Origin of the sequence: Acidicapsa dinghuensis (assembly GCF_025685685.1) — a bacterium.
GTDB classification, from domain to species: domain Bacteria; phylum Acidobacteriota; class Terriglobia; order Terriglobales; family Acidobacteriaceae; genus Acidicapsa; species Acidicapsa dinghuensis.
In genome coordinates this window covers 1-20,863 of the sequence record NZ_JAGSYH010000012.1, presented here as the reverse complement: position 1 = coordinate 20,863, position 20,863 = coordinate 1, and the positions used below count along the sequence as shown (strand labels likewise).

Genomic DNA, 20,863 nt, shown 5'->3' with positions numbered 1-20,863 from the left:
AGTTGCAATTTACACGCCAACCCAAACTCTTTCTAAATCCTTGAGAAATCTCCATCTTTGCGATAAACGTGTCTACCCGTCTACACAAGGGCGAGCATTGGTATACATGTGTTCACACCCTTCAGGATTTCTGGACTCTAAATGCGTGATTTCGCACGGAGTTATGACTTTTCTACTTTGGCAGGGCAATTGCGACAGTGCCCCTAGAAACCAGAGGCCACAGGATTTCTGATGAACCGTAGACTTCTAACAATTCTTTTCAGTGCGTTCGTGATCGCCGCTATTTGTGCCTTGATGGTATGGCGCATGGTTGGCAGCCGCTTGCAGGCGGCGACAAAGCAGTCAGCGACGGTCTCCGTGGTTGCTGCTGCCAATGACATCAAACTCGGCAAAGTTCTGACCCCGTCCGACATTACAACTGTCGAGATTGCCGGCCCCTTGCCCAAGGGTGCGCTTCTTAAGCCTGATCAGGCAGTAGGCCGCGGTGTGGTATCCGACCTATATCAGGGTGAACCGATCCTCGACGAGCGGCTTGCACCGGTCGGATCAGGTGGAGGGCTCGCAGCAACGATTCCGGCAGGAATGAGGGCATGTGCCGTTAAGGTCGACGAGGTCGTGGGTGTTGCCGGATTCGTTACTCCAGGTATGCACGTTGATGTTCTGATATCGGGGGATCCTCCGGGCCGCGAAAACGTAAATACGACCGGTCAAAAGGTAAAAACCCTGCTGCAGAACATTCTGGTGCTATCAGCCGGCACAGATATTCAGAAGGATAAAGAAGGTAAGCCGCAGCAAGTACAGGTAGTCAACCTTCAGGTTAGCCCAGAACAAGCGGAACTGCTTAGTCTCGCAAGTTCTCAGACTCATATTCAGCTAGTGCTTCGCAATCCTCTGGATACTCAGCTTGCGCAGACCTCAGGAACTTTCGTGAGCAACTTGTTTGCAGATTCAAAGACGCCCACCCCATCGAAGACACGGCCGGTAGCAATTGTAGTGAAGAAAGCTCCTCCGGCGTACACGGTTGAAGTCATCAATGGCGCGCTGCGCAGCAATCAGAAATTCTCTACACCCGAGGGACAAAAGTGAACGCAGGAATCAGAATTACCCTCGCATCTCTGACCACAGTTGCCTTTTCGCTTCTGCATGGAAGCATGGCGTATGCCCAGCAAAATCCAGCTGCGTCTGGCATCTCAACCCAGGACTCGGAAAACGAACTAACGGTCTCCGTTGGTAAAACTGTGCTTGTTGACACTACACATCCAATTCAGCGAGTAGCGGTCGGACTGGGTGATTTTGCAGAAGCGTCCGCAGTCACTCCTAACGAAATCATGATCAACGGCAAAGCACCTGGAGAAACCAGCCTGATCATCTGGGAAGCCGGTGGTGAAAGGCAGTTTTTCAACGTCTCGGTACGTTCGGCAGCTCTGATTGGGTCAACGAAGCTTGAAGGTTTACGCCGCGAGATGAAGCTTGCACTTCCCGGGCAGGACATCAAGATCTCAGTCGAGAACGATACCGTATTTCTCCGTGGAACGGCAAAAGACCTTGCCAGTTCGGAGCGTGCAGTAGAAATGGCGTCCTCTCTCGGTAAGGTGGTCAATCTGCTCTACGTAAATATCCCGAACTCAGACCCGCAGATTCTGCTGAAGGTTCGTTTTGCCAGCGTGGATCGCACTATGGAAAGGCAATTGGGCATCAACTTTTTTAGCAATGGGTTTGGCAACGTTCTGGGTGGTATCACCACTGGGCAGTTCAGTCCACCCAGTACCACTTTGCCGAGTGGAACCAATTCTGCAACAACCACGATCAGCAATGAACTGAATCTTTTCGCCTTCTTGCCTGGTCTGAACGTTGGTGCAACTCTTGAGGCACTGGAAACCAAAGGTGTCGTGGAAGTGTTGGCCGAACCGAATGTCATGACAACCAATGGTAAACAGGCCAGCTTTCTCGCCGGCGGTGAATACCCCTATCCAGTCGTTCAGGGAACTGCTTCAGGCGGCGCCGGAGCAGTGACTCTCGAATTCAAAGAATACGGAGTTCGCCTCAACTTCCTTCCTATTATCACTCCGCGGGGAACCATACGCCTGCAGGTTGCGCCGGAAGTCAGTTCACTGGACTTTAGCAATGCCATCCAGATATCCGGTTTCGATATTCCCGCGATCGACACACGCAAAATGAATACCGAAATCGAACTGAGCGATGGCCAGAGCTTCGCAATCAGCGGCCTGCTGGATAATCGCGAGACACAAACCTTCCAAAAGGTACCCTTCCTTGGCGATGTTCCAATTTTGGGCAAACTTTTTCAATCGATTCAGAAAACGAAATCGAACACGGAATTGCTTGTCATCGTAACGGCGGAGGTGGTTGCTCCACTTCAAGCCGGCGCAGAGTTACCCAAGCTGCACTACCCTGAAAGCTTCATGCCGCCAAACAGCAACATCCCAATGAATCATCCGGATGCTAAGACTGCAGCCAACACCATGGCGCCCGCGCTGAAGTCGATGCCCGTCGAAGAGCTCAAGGATTCTTTGAAGCCTGAGCCAGCCATGCGCATCGAGTCGGGTGGAATCAGCTTTGGCGCTGGCAGTGCGCAAGCTGGAACGGGCGCTCAAACCACTCAGACACCTGCGCCTGTCACCACGACAGCTCCGCAATAGTACGCAATGGATTGGGTAGACATCTTTGCAAGAGAGATCATGACTACATGGTGAATACCCAATCCGACGATTTTGCGCGAGCTTCAACAGCTCAACCCGCAATGAAAGCAAAGTATTTCCGTGTACTAAACCGTACACGCGGGACCATTCTTGCTGAACACGCGCAACTAGCGGGTACGAGCTCGGAACGAATTCGTGGACTTCTGGACAGAGAAAGTCTGTCGCAAGGAGAAGGGCTTTGGATCGTACCCTGCGAATCAGTACATACCTTCGGTATGCGATTCGCCATTGATCTTGTCTATCTCGATCGTAAAAGTAGGATTCGGAAGATCCGCCACGGCGTAAAACCGTGGCGAATTTCAGCATGTCTGATCGCGCATTCGATTCTAGAGCTACCCGCCGGGGCCGTTACAAAAAGCGACTCGTGCGTTGGGGATCAACTGGAACTATCTCAACTGGCTGATGCCCGGTTGTAGTCATATTTTTGCGATTTATCTTTGCTGCTATCTCCAGGCTTGTATATCGGACTTTAATACGAGGTCCGTTTGCTCAGTCGCGACATATAAATCAGGACAATTTGGATGAACATAGCAACCATGAGAGTCGGAACAATTCTGCGAGCTATCGCTATTCTTGTTATTACTCTTGCTGGAGTCGCTATCATAGCTGCCGCCGGCAGTCACGCAACTTCAAACGATTATGTAGAGTACTGGAGTTCGGCAACGCTTCTTTTGCAACAAGCCAATCCTTACTCCTCGGCTGGAGTATTGGCGTTGGAACAGGCGCACGGATTTCTGCTGAATTCTCCATTGATCATGCTTAATCCTCCATGGAGCCTTCCACTCATCGCGTGGCTAGGGATATTCAGCGAACGCATGGGCCTAAATCTTTGGGTTCTGTTTCTTGGTTCTTGTATTGCTGCATCCATCGTTTTACTTGATATACCCAAACAACATCGAATTGTGGCTTTTCTTTTCGCGCCGGTCCTCGCCAATTTTCTCATGATGCAAATATCCCCCTTGCTGCTGCTGGGATGGGCTCTTTTTCTTCGCTATCGAGAATCGCGGCCTTTCTGGAGTGGTGTGGCTCTCGCTTTACTGACTATCAAACCTCATCTCTTTGTACTGCTCTGGGCCGTGCTGCTCATGCATAGTATCTATAAGAGAAGTATCGCTGTCTTGCTTGGTTGCTTCTCTGCAACAGTTACCGCCGCTGCCGCAGTAACATTGATGCGGCCCAATATCTGGCGGGACTACTTAAACCTGATCAGTAATTCCACCTTAACCAAAAACAACTTCCCCACGTTACCTACGCTTTTGCGTGCTTCCATCCATGTTCAATGGGTGTGGCTCGCGCTGGTACCTATGACCATAGCAACTGTCTGGGCATTGGCTTATTACTGGAAAAACCGTGTTGAGTGGGACTGGGCGCGGCAAGGCACGCTGATCTTACTGCTATCGATTGCTACCTCGCCTTACAGCTGGCTGTCGGACCAAGTTGTGCTGTTGCCGGCCATCATGGTTGCATTTGATCCCACGCCGCGCCGCTTCGTAATAAAAAGTTTGGTGATTCTAAATATTGTTGCACTGATTCTGATCTGCGCAAACTGGCGAATTACGATCGTGCTGCCGCTTGCATGGTTGGTTTGGTATATCTTTGCAACCAGGAAGAAAATCGACGGGGACCAGCAGTGGTTCCGTAACGATGCTCCGACCGCCTCCTGATCTGACTGATATTGAGGTCATCCAGGGGGTACATGCCTGCCCGAACAAGATTTTCTGAGGTTACTGCATTTTCGGTCGTGTATACGCGCCGTATGGGAAATACGGGCAGAGTGTATACTCCGGTTCACACAATTACCGCATAATCTTATTTAAATCTTGTATTTTCAATAATATAAAAATATTTAAGTTTGGCATAAGGCTTGCATTGCACAAATAAGATACCAGTCAGGAGCTGGAATTTAACCTTGGGGAGAATCTCGTGAACAATCTAATGAACAAGCTGAACATTTCGTTCCGTAACCTGATCGAGTGCGAAGAGGGCCAGGATCTGGTTGAGTACGCTCTCGTCGTCGCCCTGATCGCACTTGGCGCAATCGCTGGCATGAACGGCCTTGCCAGCGACATCAACACCTTCTTCGGAAACATCGGCACATCACTGATGGCTCAGTAGCCTGTCCCATGTTCGAGGCAACTGATTAGCTAAGAAAAACTAGTGAAGTTTGGACTTGATGAGCGGTGGTGGGAGAAACAGCCCCCATCGCTTTTTCAATACCTGAAAAGAATGGATCGAACGACCTACCCCGTACTTTTCAGCTAATCCTTTGTTGAAGATTTTCTGTAGGTTAGTGGTTGTACTTTGCCGAGAAAAGAGGCAGGTACTCCTTTTTCCTTCGCGTATCTGACAAAACTACCCTGGAGCTGACGCTCGCCTTTCACGGTCTATCAACAGGTTTTTCAGTGCATCATCGCGACCCGGAAGAACCAATAAATGCCGCAACGGCTGGATCGTTCTGCTCAAGTCGCCTAATGACACGATAGTGCACTTAGGTCACCCAAAGGAGATATCCGGCCGTACCAACTAACACTTTCCTCGGTTACTACACTTTCCGGTCATGTATACGCGGCGTGCGGAAAACAAGAAACGAGTGTATACGCCGGTTCACACAGCAAATCGAAGAATCAATGTAAGTTTTTTGTTTTCAATTCTATATATGCTTTCTCGAGTTTGGCATAGAGCTTGCAACGTATACGGCACAACCAGTCAGGAACTGGGATTCAATCTAGGGGAGAAAACTCATGAACAATCTGATGAACAAGCTGCACATTTCGTTCCGCAACCTGATCGAGCGCGAAGAAGGCCAGGATCTGGTTGAGTACGCTCTCGTCGTCGCCCTGATCGCCCTCGGCGCAATCACCGGTATGAAGGGCCTTGCCACCGACATCAACACCTTCTTCGGAAACATCGGCACATCACTGATGGCTCAGTAGTTTTGGCCAATTCGACGGACAAGCAGTACCGTCAGGCTCATGAAGTTTAGGACTCAGAAGCGATGGTGGGAGAAACAGCCCCCATCGCTTTTTGGGTCTCATGAGTGAAAAGACAGGATCTGAAAATCATCGTCCATCGCGAATGATCCTCCCAGTTCACTGGATTCATTCCTCTGTGAAAGTTTATACAGGTCTTATAAGACTGCCTCTCTCTGCCAAATGAGAGAGACTTACTAAGCCCGGGACTGTATCGGATGACTATCCCCCCCTCATCGGACTCCTCATCAATCTCTCTTGCATTTATCGATGGCGCACTGACGGCAATCGGCGTCGGACTGTGTTTCGCTTTTCCTACCATCGGCGCAGGTTTCTTCTCGCGAGTCGAACGCGCATTTACACCAATCATCCGCAACAAACGTCTGGCGGTGCTGTTTTGTGGAGTCGCTACGATTGTGCTTCGTCTGGCGATTCTTCCGTTGTGTCCGATACCGTTGCCTTTCTGCACGGACGACTTCAGCTTTCTGCTGTCCGCTGACACTTTTCTGCATGGCCGCCTGGCAAATCCAACGCCGGCAATGTGGGTTCATTTCGAGACTCCGCACGTCGACATGTTGCCGACTTACGGATCCATGTACTTTCCGGGTTACGGTCTGCTGCTTGCGGCCGGTAAGGTGCTCTTCGGAAATCCGTGGTTCGGAGTTCTGCTGAGTGGCGCGCTGATGTGCTCTGCCATCTGCTGGATGCTGCAGGCATGGCTTCCTGCACGCTGGGCATTCCTCGGCGGAGCCATCTCTGTCATTCATCTTGCACTCTTCACGTATTGGGTCAACACCTATCACGCTGCAGCAACGCCCGGCGTGATTGGTGGAGCACTCATTCTGGGGGCTCTACCCAGGCTCAAGAAGAGATGCCAGCTGAGACACGGCATTCTGATGGCAGTTGGGATATCCCTTCTCATCCTTACTCGACCGTATGAAGGAATGCTGCTTTGCGTCCCAGTCGCTGTATCTCTGGGCATCTGGATCGTGAAAGGGAAAAATCGCCCGGCACCCTCCATCCTCATGCGGCGTGCAATCATTCCGTTGGCGATCATTGCCATAACACTTGGCTGGCTTGGATATTACGACAAAGCTGCTTTTGGAAAAGCAACGACTCTTCCCTACGCGATTAATCGAGCTACCTACGCAATCGCTCCTTATTTCATCTGGCAGCATCCGCGCCCCGAGCCAGCCTATCGTCATCCCGATCTTCGGCGTTTTTATCACCGCGGAGAACTTGATTACTACTACGACGTGAAAAGAGAATTCGTCACGCAAACCTTGTTAAAGGCTGGATTTGTATGCTTTTTCTTCTCAGGATTTGCACTCGCTCCACCTTTATTGATGATCCGCAGAGTGTTTATGGATCGTCGAGTTCGCTTTTTAGTTATTGGCTTGGTGTTGTTCGCATGCGGTATGGTTATTCAGGTATACACCATAACACATTATGTTGCGGCATTTACTGCGTCGTTCTATGCCATTGGCTTGCAGGCAATGCGTCACCTTCGTCAGTGGAGGCCCGAGAAAAAACCAGTTGGGTTACTTATAACGCGTCTATGCGTGTCGATCTGTTTAGTTTTGACAGTGGTGAGAGTTCTTGCGGTTCCACTTGGCATTCCTGAGCCAGCGTGGCCTGTGATCAAATGGAACCCGATGTGGTACGGGCCAGGACACTTTGGAACGGAACGAGCCGCAATTGCGGACGAACTTGAAAATCAGCCGGGAAAGCAGTTGGCAATCGTGTACCGCGGCTCGCGGCGTAACGTACTTGACGAGTGGGTCTACAACGGAGCAGACATCGATAGTCAAAAAGTGATATGGGCAAGAGCCATGAGTCCGGGAGATAATTCAGAATTAATCCGGTACTACAAAGATCGTCGAGTATGGCTGGTTAATGCCGATGATCTTCCAGCGACTGTTACACCGTATTCAGATCAAACACTGCTTAATCTGTTGCAACATCCCAAGACATACCCCATGCCAGGGCAGGGATCAATCGAAGCGGAGGAATTTAACCATGATTAACGGAAAGCGCGTAGCGGTAGTCATGCCAGCCTACAATGCTGCCAAGACACTCGAGATGACGGTGGCCGAACTGCCCGATATCGTCGATATCAAGATCCTGGTTGATGATTCAAGCAAGGACGACACTGCAGACCTCTCACGAAAGCTTGGCGTACAAACTTATGTCCACGACGCTAACTACGGATATGGCCGCAATCAGCAGACCTGCTACCGCGAAGCTCTCGCCGCCGGTGCCGACATCGTCGTCATGGTTCATCCCGACTATCAATACACACCTCTACTCGTGACTGCCATGGCCAGCATGGTTGCCAGCGGAGTCTATGACATGGTTCTGGCTTCGCGCATTCTAGGCAGGGGTGCTCTGAAAGGTGGCATGCCGCTGTACAAGTACGTCTTCAATCGCATGCTGACTGCCTTTCAGAATCTCTTCCTGGGCGTCAAACTATCGGAATATCACACCGGGTATCGCGCATTCTCAAAGCAATTGCTGCAGACGCTTCCGCTGCTTGAGAACTCCGATGATTTTGTCTTTGACAACCAGATGATCGCTCAGGCAGTGATGTTCAAATACAATATCGGCGAGATATCTTGTCCCACAAAGTACTTCCCAGAGGCGTCCTCGATCAACTTCCATCGCAGTGTGAAGTATGGTCTCGGCGTGCTCGGCACCACAGTCTCATTTGTCGCGCACAGACTCGGTTGGATTCACCAACCGCGCTTCGATCATACAGGAAGGAAGGTGACGCAAAAGTATTATGCGGGAATGGCTCAGCAGTCATAATGACACGCTGATCTAACCAGAGCTCTGACCAAACAGCAGCCGGAAATCCTCGCCCCAAGTGCCAGCGAATTTCACAACGCCGTCGCACCGGGTTAGTGGACATGCACTTCCCCTAATACTTTCCTTGAACCCTTCGACAGCAATTTATGCTGACCGATGAAATGATCGTCATAAGTTCTGATCTACCTCAGGTCAGCTGGTAACCTAGTCGCTTTGGAAGATCATTCAATCGAATTCACCAAACGCCGGATTCTACCGCCGGGTTCAATAACTCTTGGCATGGATTTCTTTCAGAGAATGCGGAAAGATGGAAGACGATGGAGCACTCTTATCAAGAGCATCAATCCGGCTCAAATCTTCAATCACTAAATCCGACATCAGACGCACAACTGAAGTCCGACAAAGGCTTCCCAGCTTCCCCCTCGTGGCAAGCTACCGCGATTTCCGTCGGCTCAAGCATTAATGATCGTTTTATCCGCGCTCGCTGGCCGGAATTGTTGACGATTACGGCGTTTGCCTCGATCGTTTTTGCTGCCATTCCATACCACGAGGCATGGTCTGACGAAGCACAAGCCTGGCAGATTGCACGCACCACAACGCTCGCCGAGATGTTTCATTCATACATTCGCTATGAAGGTTCGCCAGGCCTTTGGCACTTCTTGTTGTGGATCATGATCCACCTACACGTCACATATACCGGTTTACATTGGATATGCGGGCTCATAGCCATCACATCCACAGCCATCCTCGTCTATGGAGCCCCGTTTCCTCGATACCTGAAGCTATCTATCCCATTCACTTGTTTCTTGCTCTTTCAATACGCCATCGTTGCCCGCAGTTATGTGCTCGTGCCGCCTCTACTCTTTCTAATCGCGTTTTTCTGGAAGGGCGGCCCTCTAAAATTGTCGGCCTTGCTCGGGGTTCTCGCTAATGTATCACTTCACGCTGGCTTGATCTCGGGAGCATTATTAATAATCTTCATCTGGGAACATCGCAAAAGTATCCGTGCACTGAAGTTTTCGCGTCGTAGGTTCTTCGTAAGCGCGGCTATATTAGGCACTCTCTACTCTGTCGCGCTTTGGACCGCATGGCCTCCGGCTGATCTTGCTAACCATATCGCGGCTCTCCATAACGTGCCAGCGCCATATTTTTCTCGAATCATAGCTGTTCTGATTTTGCCCACGGGAGAGCCATATATTCTCGCACTGCCCTTCTGGATAGCGATGGTTCTGATGCTCAAGCAACGGAGTAGCCTTCGTTACTTGCTGCCATTGGTATTCCTCGCTGCATTTGCCGCCGTCGTTCCTTCGTTTTATTGGCATTATGGACTGTTTGTACCCCTGCTCATCGTGGTCCTCTGGATCACATGGCCACAGCGAACTTCTCCGCTACCGAGTTTCGAGCTAATTGGTCGAATTGCACTTGTTTACTTGATAGGAATTCAGATCGCATGGTCTATATACGCACTGAAATGGGATCTAGAAAATCCGTATTCTCCAGATCTGGCCGCCGCACAGTTCCTCAGGCCCTATGTCAATAACAAAGCACGCATTCTGATCACCTACATTCGCAATGCGGATGGGTTGGGCTCGGGAGCCAGTGCCACGGGTATTCTCCCCTATTTCGACCGCAACATCTATCTAAACCAAGCGATGCCATTCTACTCATGGAAGGATGGGAATCCATCTGAAAAAGAATTTGACGACCTCCTACCTACCCACCCGGACTTGGTCATTGTCGAGACAAAAAACGCAGGTGCGATCCCTAAAATTGATCTCAACCATCCAAAAGTTTGGGAGTTGGCTCGGAATGGCTACCACTTGACACACCGTTTCTGTGGAACCATGCCCGCACGCCTCAGCCCCTATCTCACAAGCTGTCATCTGATCTTCGAGCCAGAAAGAACCCGGCAGTAGCTGACAACAAAAGCTCTTTTCCGAAAGATTCAGATTCCAGTAAAAGTGACGACCTGCAAAGAAATAATCTCAACAGTAAAGATTATCGACAGCTGCAAGAACTGACAGAAGGGGCCGATTCGTGGCTCTACCTCCGTGAGATCGATGTGAGCAAGAATTGCTATGCGAGATAGTCCTTATCCACTCCGTCGGAAAGATTCACGATAGACTCGATAGACCGACAGGAAAGGCCGGTGTGGGAACGCATGCACGAAGTTGATGACAAGTTCAGAAATCGCGTCATCTTTTCGCTTCTGATCATCACGGGGTTCACGCTAACAATCGCGCTGCTTTGGATGGGCAGAGTCATCTTCCTGCTGCTCTTCGCCTCGATCGTCGGTGCGACCATCCTGACCACCATCTCCGACTGGCTGCATCGCCGCCTGCGAATCCGGCATGGTGCGGCGATGGCGCTTTTTATTCTCGTCTCTCTTGGCGTGATCGCTCTGGTCATCTGGATCCTCGGCCCAAATGTAGTGCAGCAGTTCTCCGAACTTGAAACGCAGTTGCCAATGGCGGCTCAGTCCTTGCTTAAGCAGATGCAGTCCCATGCATGGGGTCAATGGTTGCTGCGGCAAACTCCCGGCGCGGAACAGATTGCGAACGGCTTCAGCTTCGCTGTGACACACATCGGTGGCATTGTCGTCAGTGGTGCAACCATCCTTGTCGGTTTATTCATCGTTTTCAGCCTGAGCGTCTATCTCTCGGTCGAGCCCGAAATGTATTACAACGGCTTGCGGCGACTGGTGCCAGAAGACTACCGAGCCAAGCTTGACGCTTGCGCCTCAGCCGTCACAGAAGTGCTGCGCTGGTGGGTTTTAACCAAGTTTCTGGCCATGACCATGGTGGGGATCCTCACCACCATCGGACTCGCGGTTGTCGGTTTGCCGCTGGCCGGAACACTCGGCATTATCGCCGGAGCCATGACTTTCATCCCAAATATCGGGCCTTTCCTGGCAATCACGCCAGCAGCACTATTGGCTCTCGCCATCAGCCCGATGAAAGGCCTTCTGACGCTGCTTGTCTTCGCGATCGTTTTCATGCTGGAGGGCTACGTCGTTACTCCGCTGCTTGAGCGCAATATCGTTCGCCTGCCACCGGCCCTCACGCTGACCATGCAGCTACTGTTGGCGACGATCGTGGGACCTATCGGCGTAGCGCTGGCTGCTCCATTTGCGGCAGCAATCATTGGGATATCCGCTGTTCTCTTGCCAGAAGCACCCAAAAAAACGATTCCCAAACCCTCTGCGCGGGCGTTAAAGGGTCACGAAGAAACCCATAAGGGACAGTCATGACCTTTTATATCCGTTTTTAGGGACAGCCAGGCTTAGCTACTTGTCGCGAGCTACGACAAAATCCAGCACCCAGAGCAGAGCACGCTTGAACTCAGAGTCCTCAAGATCCACCAGGGATTCGCGCGCCTGTTCAGCGTGGCGGTCGGCGGCAACCATTGCGTAGTCCACCGAGCCATTCCGATGCAGAATTTCCTGTATTTGTTCCCGAGGTGTACGCCGAAAGCCACCATCCTCAAGAACCCACAGGATGCTCTCCCGCTCAGACGCTGTACCGTGCTCCAATGCATGGATGACAGGCAGCGTAGTCTTCCCTTCCCGCAGATCACTCGCCACCGGCTTGCCGAGCACTTCCTCAGTCGCAGTCAGGTCAAGAACATCGTCGACGATCTGAAAAGCCAGGCCAACGGATCGTCCGTAATTGGCGAGCGCCTCTTCCTGTTCGGGCGTACCCTGCGCAAGGGTCGCGCCAAGCTGCATCGAGGTGGAAAACAGACATGCCGTCTTGCGATAGATCAGCTCATAGTACTCAGCTTCGTTTACGGCACGGCCCAGGGTCTGAATCTGCAGCAGTTCGCCCTCAACCATCTGCTGGGTCAGACCAATCAACAGGTCAAGCACTTTGAAGTTGCGCTCTTCGAGCGCAATGCGAAAGGCCTGCATGTAAAGCCAGTCGCCTGCCAGCACGCACTTTTCGTTACCCCAGGTGGTGTTGGCGCTAGGGCGTCCACGGCGCGTATCGGCGCCATCAATAATGTCGTCGTGCACCAGCGTGGCTGTATGCACCAGCTCAACGACCGCGCCGAGCCGGATCATGCCATGGCCGGTATAGCCAAGCGATCGAGCGGCAAGCAGCAGCAGTGATGGGCGAATGCGTTTGCCGCCGCCAGCTCTTAGATACTCCGCAATTTCCGTAATCGCGGTCACGCTGGAAACGGCATCGCGCTCCAACTCGCGTTCGATGGCCGTAAGGTCGTCGCGGAGTAGATCGAAAACTTCCTGTGCCGTTGCTATCGCCAATGTACTCAAGGTTGAGAAGTTCGCTTTCTTATGGCGTATCTGTGCCGTCTGAGGCTAATACTTCCAGTATCCGCTTTGTTGGATGTTTCCAGTCCCGCGATGTACCGCTAATTTGTACGGTAATTGGTGAACTGCAAATCAATGCCCAGATCTTTGCCCTTCAGCAAAGCGATCACTGATTGCAGGCTGTCGCGGTCCTTGCCACTCACTCGCACTGTATCTCCCTGAATCGATGCCTGCACCTTAAGCTTCGAGTCTTTCACGATGCGCACGATGTCTTTGGCCTTTTCAACCGGAACACCCTGCTGCAGCGTTATCTTCTGCCGGACGCTGCTCCCCAGCGCCTGTTCCACTTTGCCGTAGGTCAGGTTTTTGAGCGAAACACCCCGTTTGACCAGTTTCTGGCCGAGGATCTCCTTCACGGCATCAAGCTTGTATTCATCGGCAGAGGCGAGTTGAATCTCCTTCTCACCCTCAAGCTTGATTTCGGACTTGGAGCCCTTGAGATCGAAGCGATTGTTGATCTCTTTGAGAGCCTGATCAACTGCGTTCCGAACTTCCTGAATGTCTACTTTGCTGACGATATCGAATGAGTTGTCTTGCGCCATCGCAATTGTCCTGCTGTCATACCTGCTCTGATTTGATGCCAGAGGTCCGCTGCCGACGTTCAAGTGATGATCGCGTAAGCGGAGCCTCCACCTTAAGTTTCACATGCCAGGGGGCAAGCGAAACAGCCGCTCGAAGTTTTTCGTTGTGACCGAAGCTAATTCTTCCAGGGAAATACCGCGCAAATCGGCCAGAAAGCGGGCAGTCTGAGCTACATATGCCGGCTCATTGCGCTGACCGCGATATGGAACGGGAGCCAGATACGGTGCGTCGGTCTCAACCAGTATGCGATCCAGCGGGACCTTCGCGGCCACTTCCTGCAGCACCAGAGATTTGGGATATGTCAGGTGTCCTGCAAAGCTGATCATAAATCCGAGTTCCATGGCTCGCTCGGCATAAGACCATTCGCCTGAAAAGCAGTGAAGGATCCCTCCAACGGACTCACCGTCCGAGCCTGTGACCCGCCAATGCTCCGCCAGCAAGGCCAGCGTATCTTCCCAGCACTGATCGTCGCCATCATTTGGTCGGCAATGAATCAGGATCGGCCGATTACGCCGAGCTGCAATTTCCATCTGCTGGATAAAGGCCCGCTTCTGAACATCATGCGGTGCTCCCTGATGGTAGTAGTCAAGGCCAATCTCGCCGCAGGCAATCACTTCCGGCTCAGCCAGCAAGACGTCTAGTTTTGCAAATGCTGCATCGTCCGCTTCCGTTGTACTGTGGGGATATATTCCGGCGCTGGCATAGAGCCGTGGCAGCTTCGAGTCGGCGGCGTTGTACCGCCGGCAGATATCTAGTGCCTGATGCATTTCTGCCGGACCCTCGCCGATGCCGATTGCGAGAATAGCACCGACCCCGGCTTCTCCAGCCCTATTCAGGATTTCGGGAAGTTCAGCAGTGAAGCTATCACTATCCAGATGTGCGTGCGAATCGACGAGCAACGTTCTCTCCCTGCCGGCAAACCCCTGAAGAAAGTTTCCTATCTGTTTACAAAAAGGGTCTTGACTCTCATCGCAAACGCGCGCCAAGCGGTACATCTTCCAAGAACCCGGCCAGCACCGGCGCTCCTTGATCGCCGACCGATGCAGCCACGACCATGCCGTTTGACTCAAGGCCGCGCATCTTGCGCGGAGCCAGATTGGCAACGATGACTACTTTGCGTCCGATCAACTTCTCTGGCTCATAGTACTGAGCGATGCCCGCGAGGATCTGGCGTTTTTCATAACCTAGATCAACTTCCAACCGCAAAAGCTTGTCTGCCTTGGGGATACGCTCGGCCACAAGAATCTGTGCTACACGCAAATCAACTTTTGCAAAGTCGTCAATTGGGATGTGCGCTACTCCCTCAGGACTACTCGTTGACACCTCAGGCGTCGCAGCTGCAGATGTAGAACGCGGCTCGGGCTCCGGAGCGGAGGGCAATGTCTCCGCTGGAATAGAAGCCACTTTAGTTTCCGACGGAGGAGCTGTCGCTTCACTCACGACAGGCGAATTGCTCTCCGCCTCGCTTGAAGAAACAGGCGTAGATGACTGATTTTCAAGGTTTTGCATACGATCAACTGCGTCCTTTTCTGCCCGTGGAAAGAGTGGAGAGGGATCGCCAAAGCGGGTTCCAGCTTTCAGACCACCCCAGGATAGAGATTTTAGATCGCCTCGTCTTGCGGCTTCAGATAAATCGCCTAAACCAATTTGTTGCCATACTTTAGCTGTCGAATCCGGAAGTACAAGATAAGCCAGTGCTGTAATGATCCGGATGGCTTCGGCAGCTGTGGACAACACGCGGGCCTGAGTCTTTGCGTGCTCTTCCGGAGTTATATCCACCGGCTTCTTCCACGGCGCCGATGCTGTCAAATAACCATCTACGGCTGCTACCAATGCCCAGAGAGTTTCAAGCGCGCGCGAAAAATCATGTGCGTCAAACTGAGCTTCAAACTCGGTAACTGTGAGAGCTGCATCGTTTTGGATCGAGATTTCCGGCGTTCCTGGCGGTCCTATCTCCGGTAAAACGCCGCCGAAGTACTTGTGGACCATGTTTACGACTCGGCTCACCAGGTTGCCGTAGCCGTTGGCGAGATCAGCGTTGTAGCGCTGCACAAGCGACTCAAAAGTGAAGTTGCCATCGTGGCCGAAACTGATCTCACGCAGCAGGAAATAGCGAAGCGCGTCGGCTCCCAGCACCTCCAGAACCGTCTCTGCGCGAACAATGTTCCCCACCGACTTCGACATCTTGGCCTTGTCGAAGAGCAGCCAACCGTTGGCAATGACTGATTTCGGTAGGGGAAGTTCGGCTGCAAGTAGAAATGCGGGCCAGTAGACGCAGTGGAAGCGAATGATCTCTTTACCAACAAGATGAATATCAGCGGGCCAGAACTTCTCGAGCTTTACCTTGTCCGCTGGATCGTCCGAACCATAGCCGACTGCAGTCGCATAGTTGGCGAGCGCATCCATCCAGACATAGATGACATGCTTTTCGTCGTCCGGCACAGGAATGCCCCAGGTAAAGCTAGAACGGCTCACGGAAAGATCACGCAAACCGCTACGAACAAAGGCGATAACCTCGTTTCGCCGTGCTTCTGGCTGAATGAATTCAGGATGTTTTTCGTAAAGTTCCAGCAACACGCGCTCGAAAGCCGAGAGCTTGAAGAAATAGTTTTCTTCGCTCACCGTTTCGGTGATTCGCCCGCAATCAGGGCATGGCGCACCCGGTCCCACATCGACGAAGGCTTCATCCGTAATGCAATATTGGCCAGTGTAGGTGCCCTTGTAGATGTATCCCTTTTCCTTCAACGTGCGGAAAAGCTTCTGCACCCCACGCTTGTGCCGCTCTTCGGTGGTACGGATGAAATCATCGTAGGTCAGGCCCATCCGATCCCATAGGCTGCGGAATTGAGCTGAGACCTCGGTGGCAAACTCAGATGGGCTCTTACCGGCCTTAGCTGCCGAACGCTCGATCTTCTGCCCGTGCTCGTCCGTGCCGGTCAGAAACCAGGTATCGACGCCCTGCGCGCGCTTGCGCCGAGCGATAGCGTCGCAGACGATCGTGGAGTAGGCGTGCCCCAAGTGCGGCCGCGCGTTCACGTAATAGATCGGCGTGGTGATATAGAAGCGGTTCGCACCGGAATCGGGCTTTGTCTCTGGCTTTGTCATGAATAAAGGAACTGATAAATGAACTGCAACCACCGTGCAGAGTGGAAGGCACAACACTCCATCTTACGGCATTGCGTCTCTTCCAATCTGAACGTAACCACTGCGTTGAAGAGAACGCAACAGCCTCACGCGATTGGCTCAGGCAATTGGCCGTTCAAGTCCCATGAACAGGTAGTCGGCGGTCCAATTGTGCTCTATCCCTTGATGCCGTACCAAGGTTGCGAGTTGCGCGTAGTGTCGAATCGAGTGCGTCAGCAGATGTACAAAAAAGGTGCGACGGGATGCATGTAGGGTCCCGACCGATCTTGTCTGGAAATCTGTGACCGTCTCCCAGAAGGCTTCGTCCCGATCCAACAGAGGCCGCAATAAGTTCATCGCTCGGTCATGGGTCTTATAGATCGCCTCTACCGAATCGAATGGAATTGCATCATACTGCGTTTGTGGAAGGTCATTGAGTCGCTCGGCATAGCGCAATTCAGCTGCGACGATGTGCTGCAGCAGCTGCGCGACAGTTTTCGTCTCGCGAATATCGCATGGGAAAGCCAATGCCTCCGGATGTTCCGAAAGCACCTGCTTCCAGCTATCGGAGATGTGTTTTCCCCATTTCAGCAATTCCTCTCCAGTGATCGCAACCATTTCGATGGACCTCCACTCCTTATGATCGAGGATATGGGTTTACGTCCGAAGATGCGAGACCATCCTGCGGAAGGCAAGCCCTGCTAAAATCGCCAAGGAATACAAGCATATTTGAGGTTTTGTACGTGTATCTTGAACTGCAACAGCAGCTTTCGGAGCGGATCCGGGAGACGATTCAAAGCAAATATGGAATTGAGCTGGTGTCGATTGCCATCGAGCAGCCGCCGGATGTGAAGCTTGGCGAATTTGCTACTCCGGTAGCTTTCGAATTGGCCCGCAAGCTGCGCAAGGCTCCAAAGATCATTGCAGGCGAACTTGCCGAAGCTCTGTCTGCTCAAAGTGACGATTCCGCTTTTACCAGCTTTGGGGCAGCAGGTGCCGGCTACCTGAACGTGAAGCTGAATCGAGTTGCCACAGCATTGCGGCTCTCTGTGGAAAACGAGGGCTTAAACTCCGGCGCGGGACTTCATGTATTAGTTGAACATACGAGCATTAACCCTAACAAGGCAGCGCATGTTGGCCATCTGCGCAATGCTATCCTCGGCGATACCTTCGTCCGCATTCTGCGCGCCAACGGGCAAACGGTGGATGTGCAGAACTACATCGATAACACTGGCGTTCAGGTGGCCGATGTGGTCGTCGGATTTCTGCATCTGGAAAACAGATCGCTGGCCGAGATCGGGTCAATTATCTCCGCATGCGAGGCGAAGGATGAGAAGTTCGACTACCTCTGCTGGGATCTTTATGCGCGGGTCTCGCAGTGGTACGACGCAGGTACGGAAGAGGAGAACAAGCAGCGCAAGGCGATCCGTTATGCCACGCTGCACGAGATTGAGCGCGGCGGCAATGAGACGGCCGAGGCGGCTGACCTGATTTCTACTGCGGTGCTGCGGCGTCACCTGGAGACGATGCTGCGGCTGAATATCGAGTATGACTTTCTGCCGCGTGAGAGCGAGATTCTGCACCTGCATTTCTGGGAGCTGGCGTTTGAGCTACTGAAGAAGTCTGGAGTGCTGTACTTCGAGACCGAGGGTAAGAACAAGGGTTGTTGGGTTATGAGCCGTCCTGGTTCCGGAAACGGCTCGGACGCGGCTGCTGCTGAGGATGGCCAGGAGAGCGGTGTCGATGAGGACGCTAAGGTGATTGTCCGGTCGAACGGAACGGTGACTTACGTCGGCAAGGACATTGCTTATCACCTTTGGAAGTTTGGGCTGCTGGGACGTGATTTCGGGTACAAGCCGTTCTTTCAGTATCTGGATCATCTTTGCTGGATCTCGGCGGAACAGGGTGAAGCTGAGCATCCGCACTTTGGCGGAGCGCAGGCGATCTACAACGTGATCGATTCGCGGCAGAGCGATCCGCAGGCGAATGTAATTCACGCGCTGCGGGGCATGGGACATACGGCTGAGGCCGACCGCTATACCCACTTCAGCTATGAGATGGTTGCGCTCACCCCGCGCTGCGCGGTGGAGCTTGGCTATACGGTCGCCGAGGAGGATCTTGCGCGACCATACATCGAGGTGAGCGGGCGCAAGGGCTTTGGCGTGAAAGCCGATGACCTGATCGACCAGCTCATTGCCGCTTCACGGAAGGAAGTGGACGCGCGGCAGACCGAACGAACAGCCGACGAGCGCGCCGTAATTGCAAACCAGATTGCGATTGGCGCGTTGCGCTACTTCATGCTGAAGTTTACGCGGAACTCGGTGATTGCTTTTGATTTCAAGGATGCGCTTAGTTTTGAAGGCGATACCGGGCCGTATGCGCAATATGCGATCGTTCGGGCGCGGAATATCTTCCGCAAGGCGGGGATTGAGCCGGAGGCTGCGTTGACGGAGTTTGCGGCGCTAGATCAGGCTGCGGTTACTTCCCTGCTGGCTGAGGCCGATGACATCTGGGGATTGTGGCTACGGGCTGCGAAACGATCGCTGACATTGGACCAATGCATTGCGGCTTCGGAGCCGGCGTATGTGGCGCGGCATGTTTTTCAATTGGCTCAGGAGTTCAACAACTTCTACCACAAGCACCGGATTCTGATTGAAGAGGATCCCGCTCGGAAGACATTGTTACTGGCAACTGCGGCTGTTGCACTACGCGAAATGGTTACGCTGCTTTCCTGGCTTGGAATTGAAGCGCCTGAGGCAATGTAATTCGCCTGTTTTACCGACTTCCTTTGCTGATTCTGCTTGGCTTACGGTCAGAAAGGGGGGAGGGGGTAATTAATTTTCTGGGTGATAACGGATTGGTAAACTGATTACGGTTTTGATAACAGGGATGAAGTTGTCCGCAACTCATCAATACTGGTTTGCGCCGGAATTGGCTGTATTTATTGTGAACTAATAGCGATTAATTCCACGCAATTGATCGTTATGTTGCCACTGGTTCTCAGTGGGGCAAGTCTTTGCTCAAAGAACAAAGCACGTCTGGTAACCCAAGATGTCTTTGATCGCTTCGAACTGCTGCGGTTTGCAAGTTACGAAGATAAACCTGTCACCGCTAGCTATGAAGCTTTCCGGCTGCACACGCCTCAGTTGATCCCAAAAGCACAATTGCATCTCATACAAAATGTTCGCACGATACTTGGCTCCTACGAGATCAACATACTGCCCCATCGCTGCTACCTCCTCTTCAATTAGCGCCTGTGGGCTCTTGATACTGAACAATCCGCAATTTACAAAGACAGTATCTATTTCAGGTCTTGTGTACTCCGGAAATATATACCATTCATCGTACTGCTCGAAGGGAAGATCGCTTACGTCTTCGACGCTCGGCACGATGAACAAATTTCCGCACTTCTTCCAGCCTCTAGCGATTTCTTTCTCGTTTGGCGTTAGTGGTCCTGAATCGTAAGACGTTATAACCACGCATTTTCCGGCAAATAGCTGAGGGCAGCGCTTTAACAGAACTCTCAAATGCGCCCTCGAACCTTGAGCCAACTCAATCCACTTATATTCCCCTTCTTGCCCCCACTTCATAATTGACTCTGCTCTAGCCATATCTACGAGAGTGTAGCAACCTCTTCGCGGACATGAGCTAACATTACGCTTGTGTCAATCTAGTCCTCAACTCGACCAATACGGTGTTGGTGGCTAAGGCTGGGCTGGATGGCCATGACCGGGAGGCGAAGATCATTGCGCGGGCGCTGCGCGATGCGGGTATGGAGGTGCTCTACACCGGGCTGCGGAAGACGCCGGAGAGTATTGTGCATGCAACGATTCAGGAGGATATGGATTGCATCGGGTTGAGCATTCTCTCTGGGCGCACAATGTGCTGGTACCACGAATTGTCGCTCTGCTCAAAGAGCAGCGGGCTGAGGACATCCTGATCGGCGGCGGGACGATTCCGCAGATGGATATGCCGGGCTGATGGCGATGGGTGTGGTCGCGGTGTTTGGGCCGGGGACGCCGCTGGATACTGTGGTGACGTTTTTGCGGGGGTATGTTAAGCCGAAGACGGCGGTGCTGCAGAGTTTGGCGCTAGGTCAGTGAAAAACAGATTCCCTTCGGGAGTGAGGGACAATAAAAGCAAGAGCCGGTGAGGTGACACTGTCAGGCTTTTATGGTTCCCACATCTCAAAATCGAGATGTGGGGCACCTGTGATCTTTCAGGAGGTTGTCCATTCGATTTGGACCGGAGAAGCTGGTTGTGACGAGCAACTAGGAATCTTCGGAGGATCGAATGGACATTCATAAGAATGCCCGACTGAGCTATCGCAG

19 protein-coding genes and 1 pseudogene are annotated in these 20,863 nt (G+C 52.4%); 14 read left to right on the top strand and 6 right to left on the bottom strand.

Annotation, left to right across the window (positions count from 1 at the left end; all coding sequences use genetic code 11):
- The first annotated feature begins 231 nt into the window (after positions 1-231).
- The 10 genes from cpaB to OHL22_RS24210 all read left to right on the top strand — a co-directional run bounded on the left by cpaB (position 232) and on the right by OHL22_RS24210 (position 11,744).
- Positions 232-1,086: a Flp pilus assembly protein CpaB gene (cpaB, locus tag OHL22_RS24255; protein WP_263342428.1), complete on the top strand. Its 855-nt coding sequence runs from the start codon at positions 232-234 to the stop codon at positions 1,084-1,086.
- Complete coding sequence (locus OHL22_RS24250; protein ID WP_263342426.1) at positions 1,083-2,657, top strand: type II and III secretion system protein family protein; 1,575 nt, start codon at positions 1,083-1,085, stop codon at positions 2,655-2,657. Before cpaB ends, OHL22_RS24250 begins: the two co-directional genes overlap by 4 nt.
- 47 nt (positions 2,658-2,704) lie before the next feature.
- Entirely contained in the window at positions 2,705-3,133 is a 429-nt protein-coding gene (locus OHL22_RS24245; protein ID WP_317890920.1) for a DUF192 domain-containing protein, read from the top strand.
- A gap of 105 nt (positions 3,134-3,238) precedes the next feature.
- Positions 3,239-4,381: a glycosyltransferase family 87 protein gene (locus tag OHL22_RS24240; protein ID WP_263342424.1), complete on the top strand. Its 1,143-nt coding sequence runs from the start codon at positions 3,239-3,241 to the stop codon at positions 4,379-4,381.
- A gap of 259 nt (positions 4,382-4,640) precedes the next feature.
- Complete coding sequence (locus tag OHL22_RS24235) at positions 4,641-4,832, top strand: Flp family type IVb pilin (RefSeq protein WP_263342421.1); 192 nt, start codon at positions 4,641-4,643, stop codon at positions 4,830-4,832.
- A 626-nt stretch (positions 4,833-5,458) separates the two neighbouring features.
- Positions 5,459-5,650, top strand: a complete 192-nt coding sequence (locus tag OHL22_RS24230) for a Flp family type IVb pilin (protein WP_263342420.1) — start codon at positions 5,459-5,461, stop codon at positions 5,648-5,650.
- A gap of 254 nt (positions 5,651-5,904) precedes the next feature.
- Complete coding sequence (locus OHL22_RS24225; protein WP_263342419.1) at positions 5,905-7,713, top strand: hypothetical protein; 1,809 nt, start codon at positions 5,905-5,907, stop codon at positions 7,711-7,713.
- Positions 7,706-8,494: a glycosyltransferase family 2 protein gene (locus OHL22_RS24220; RefSeq protein WP_263342418.1), complete on the top strand. Its 789-nt coding sequence runs from the start codon at positions 7,706-7,708 to the stop codon at positions 8,492-8,494. Before OHL22_RS24225 ends, OHL22_RS24220 begins: the two co-directional genes overlap by 8 nt.
- A 317-nt stretch (positions 8,495-8,811) precedes the next feature.
- Positions 8,812-10,410, top strand: a complete 1,599-nt coding sequence (locus tag OHL22_RS24215; RefSeq protein ID WP_263342417.1) for a hypothetical protein — start codon at positions 8,812-8,814, stop codon at positions 10,408-10,410.
- A 245-nt stretch (positions 10,411-10,655) separates the two neighbouring features.
- Positions 10,656-11,744: an AI-2E family transporter gene (locus OHL22_RS24210; RefSeq protein ID WP_263342416.1), complete on the top strand. Its 1,089-nt coding sequence runs from the start codon at positions 10,656-10,658 to the stop codon at positions 11,742-11,744.
- A 36-nt stretch (positions 11,745-11,780) separates the two neighbouring features.
- Here OHL22_RS24210 and OHL22_RS24205 read toward each other — a convergent pair whose 3' ends face one another.
- The 5 genes from OHL22_RS24205 to OHL22_RS24185 all read right to left on the bottom strand — a co-directional run bounded on the left by OHL22_RS24205 (position 11,781) and on the right by OHL22_RS24185 (position 17,150).
- Complete coding sequence (locus OHL22_RS24205; RefSeq protein WP_263342415.1) at positions 11,781-12,770, bottom strand: polyprenyl synthetase family protein; 990 nt, start codon at positions 12,768-12,770, stop codon at positions 11,781-11,783.
- Between the two features lie 98 nt (positions 12,771-12,868).
- A complete protein-coding gene (locus tag OHL22_RS24200) occupies positions 12,869-13,369 on the bottom strand; it encodes a YajQ family cyclic di-GMP-binding protein (RefSeq protein WP_263342414.1) in 501 nt (166 codons plus the stop codon).
- A 99-nt stretch (positions 13,370-13,468) separates the two neighbouring features.
- Positions 13,469-14,308, bottom strand: a complete 840-nt coding sequence (locus tag OHL22_RS24195) for a TatD family hydrolase (RefSeq protein WP_263342413.1) — start codon at positions 14,306-14,308, stop codon at positions 13,469-13,471.
- Between the two features lie 67 nt (positions 14,309-14,375).
- Positions 14,376-16,514, bottom strand: a complete 2,139-nt coding sequence (metG, locus tag OHL22_RS24190; protein WP_263342412.1) for a methionine--tRNA ligase — start codon at positions 16,512-16,514, stop codon at positions 14,376-14,378.
- Positions 16,515-16,652: 138 nt separating this feature from the next.
- Positions 16,653-17,150 carry a DinB family protein gene (locus tag OHL22_RS24185; RefSeq protein ID WP_263342411.1) on the bottom strand — a complete coding sequence of 166 codons (498 nt, stop codon included), beginning with the start codon at positions 17,148-17,150 and terminating at the stop codon, positions 16,653-16,655.
- 125 nt (positions 17,151-17,275) lie between these two features.
- On the opposite strand from OHL22_RS24185, the gene OHL22_RS24180 reads away from it, so the two are divergent.
- A complete protein-coding gene (locus OHL22_RS24180; RefSeq protein ID WP_263342410.1) occupies positions 17,276-19,297 on the top strand; it encodes an arginine--tRNA ligase in 2,022 nt (673 codons plus the stop codon).
- A gap of 255 nt (positions 19,298-19,552) precedes the next feature.
- On the opposite strand, the gene OHL22_RS24175 is transcribed toward OHL22_RS24180, so the two are convergent.
- Positions 19,553-20,122, bottom strand: a complete 570-nt coding sequence (locus OHL22_RS24175) for a hypothetical protein (protein ID WP_263342409.1) — start codon at positions 20,120-20,122, stop codon at positions 19,553-19,555.
- 104 nt (positions 20,123-20,226) lie between these two features.
- Here OHL22_RS24175 and OHL22_RS24170 point away from each other — a divergent pair.
- The 3 genes and pseudogenes from OHL22_RS24170 to OHL22_RS24160 all read left to right on the top strand — a co-directional run.
- Positions 20,227-20,361: pseudogene (locus OHL22_RS24170) on the top strand (cobalamin-dependent protein); the annotation flags it as partial.
- 17 nt (positions 20,362-20,378) lie between these two features.
- Positions 20,379-20,513: a hypothetical protein gene (locus OHL22_RS24165; protein ID WP_263342519.1), complete on the top strand. Its 135-nt coding sequence runs from the start codon at positions 20,379-20,381 to the stop codon at positions 20,511-20,513.
- On the top strand, positions 20,513-20,635 hold the full coding sequence (locus OHL22_RS24160; RefSeq protein ID WP_263342408.1) for a hypothetical protein: 123 nt from the start codon (positions 20,513-20,515) through the stop codon (positions 20,633-20,635). Before OHL22_RS24165 ends, OHL22_RS24160 begins: the two co-directional genes overlap by 1 nt.
- Positions 20,636-20,863 lie beyond the last annotated feature (228 nt).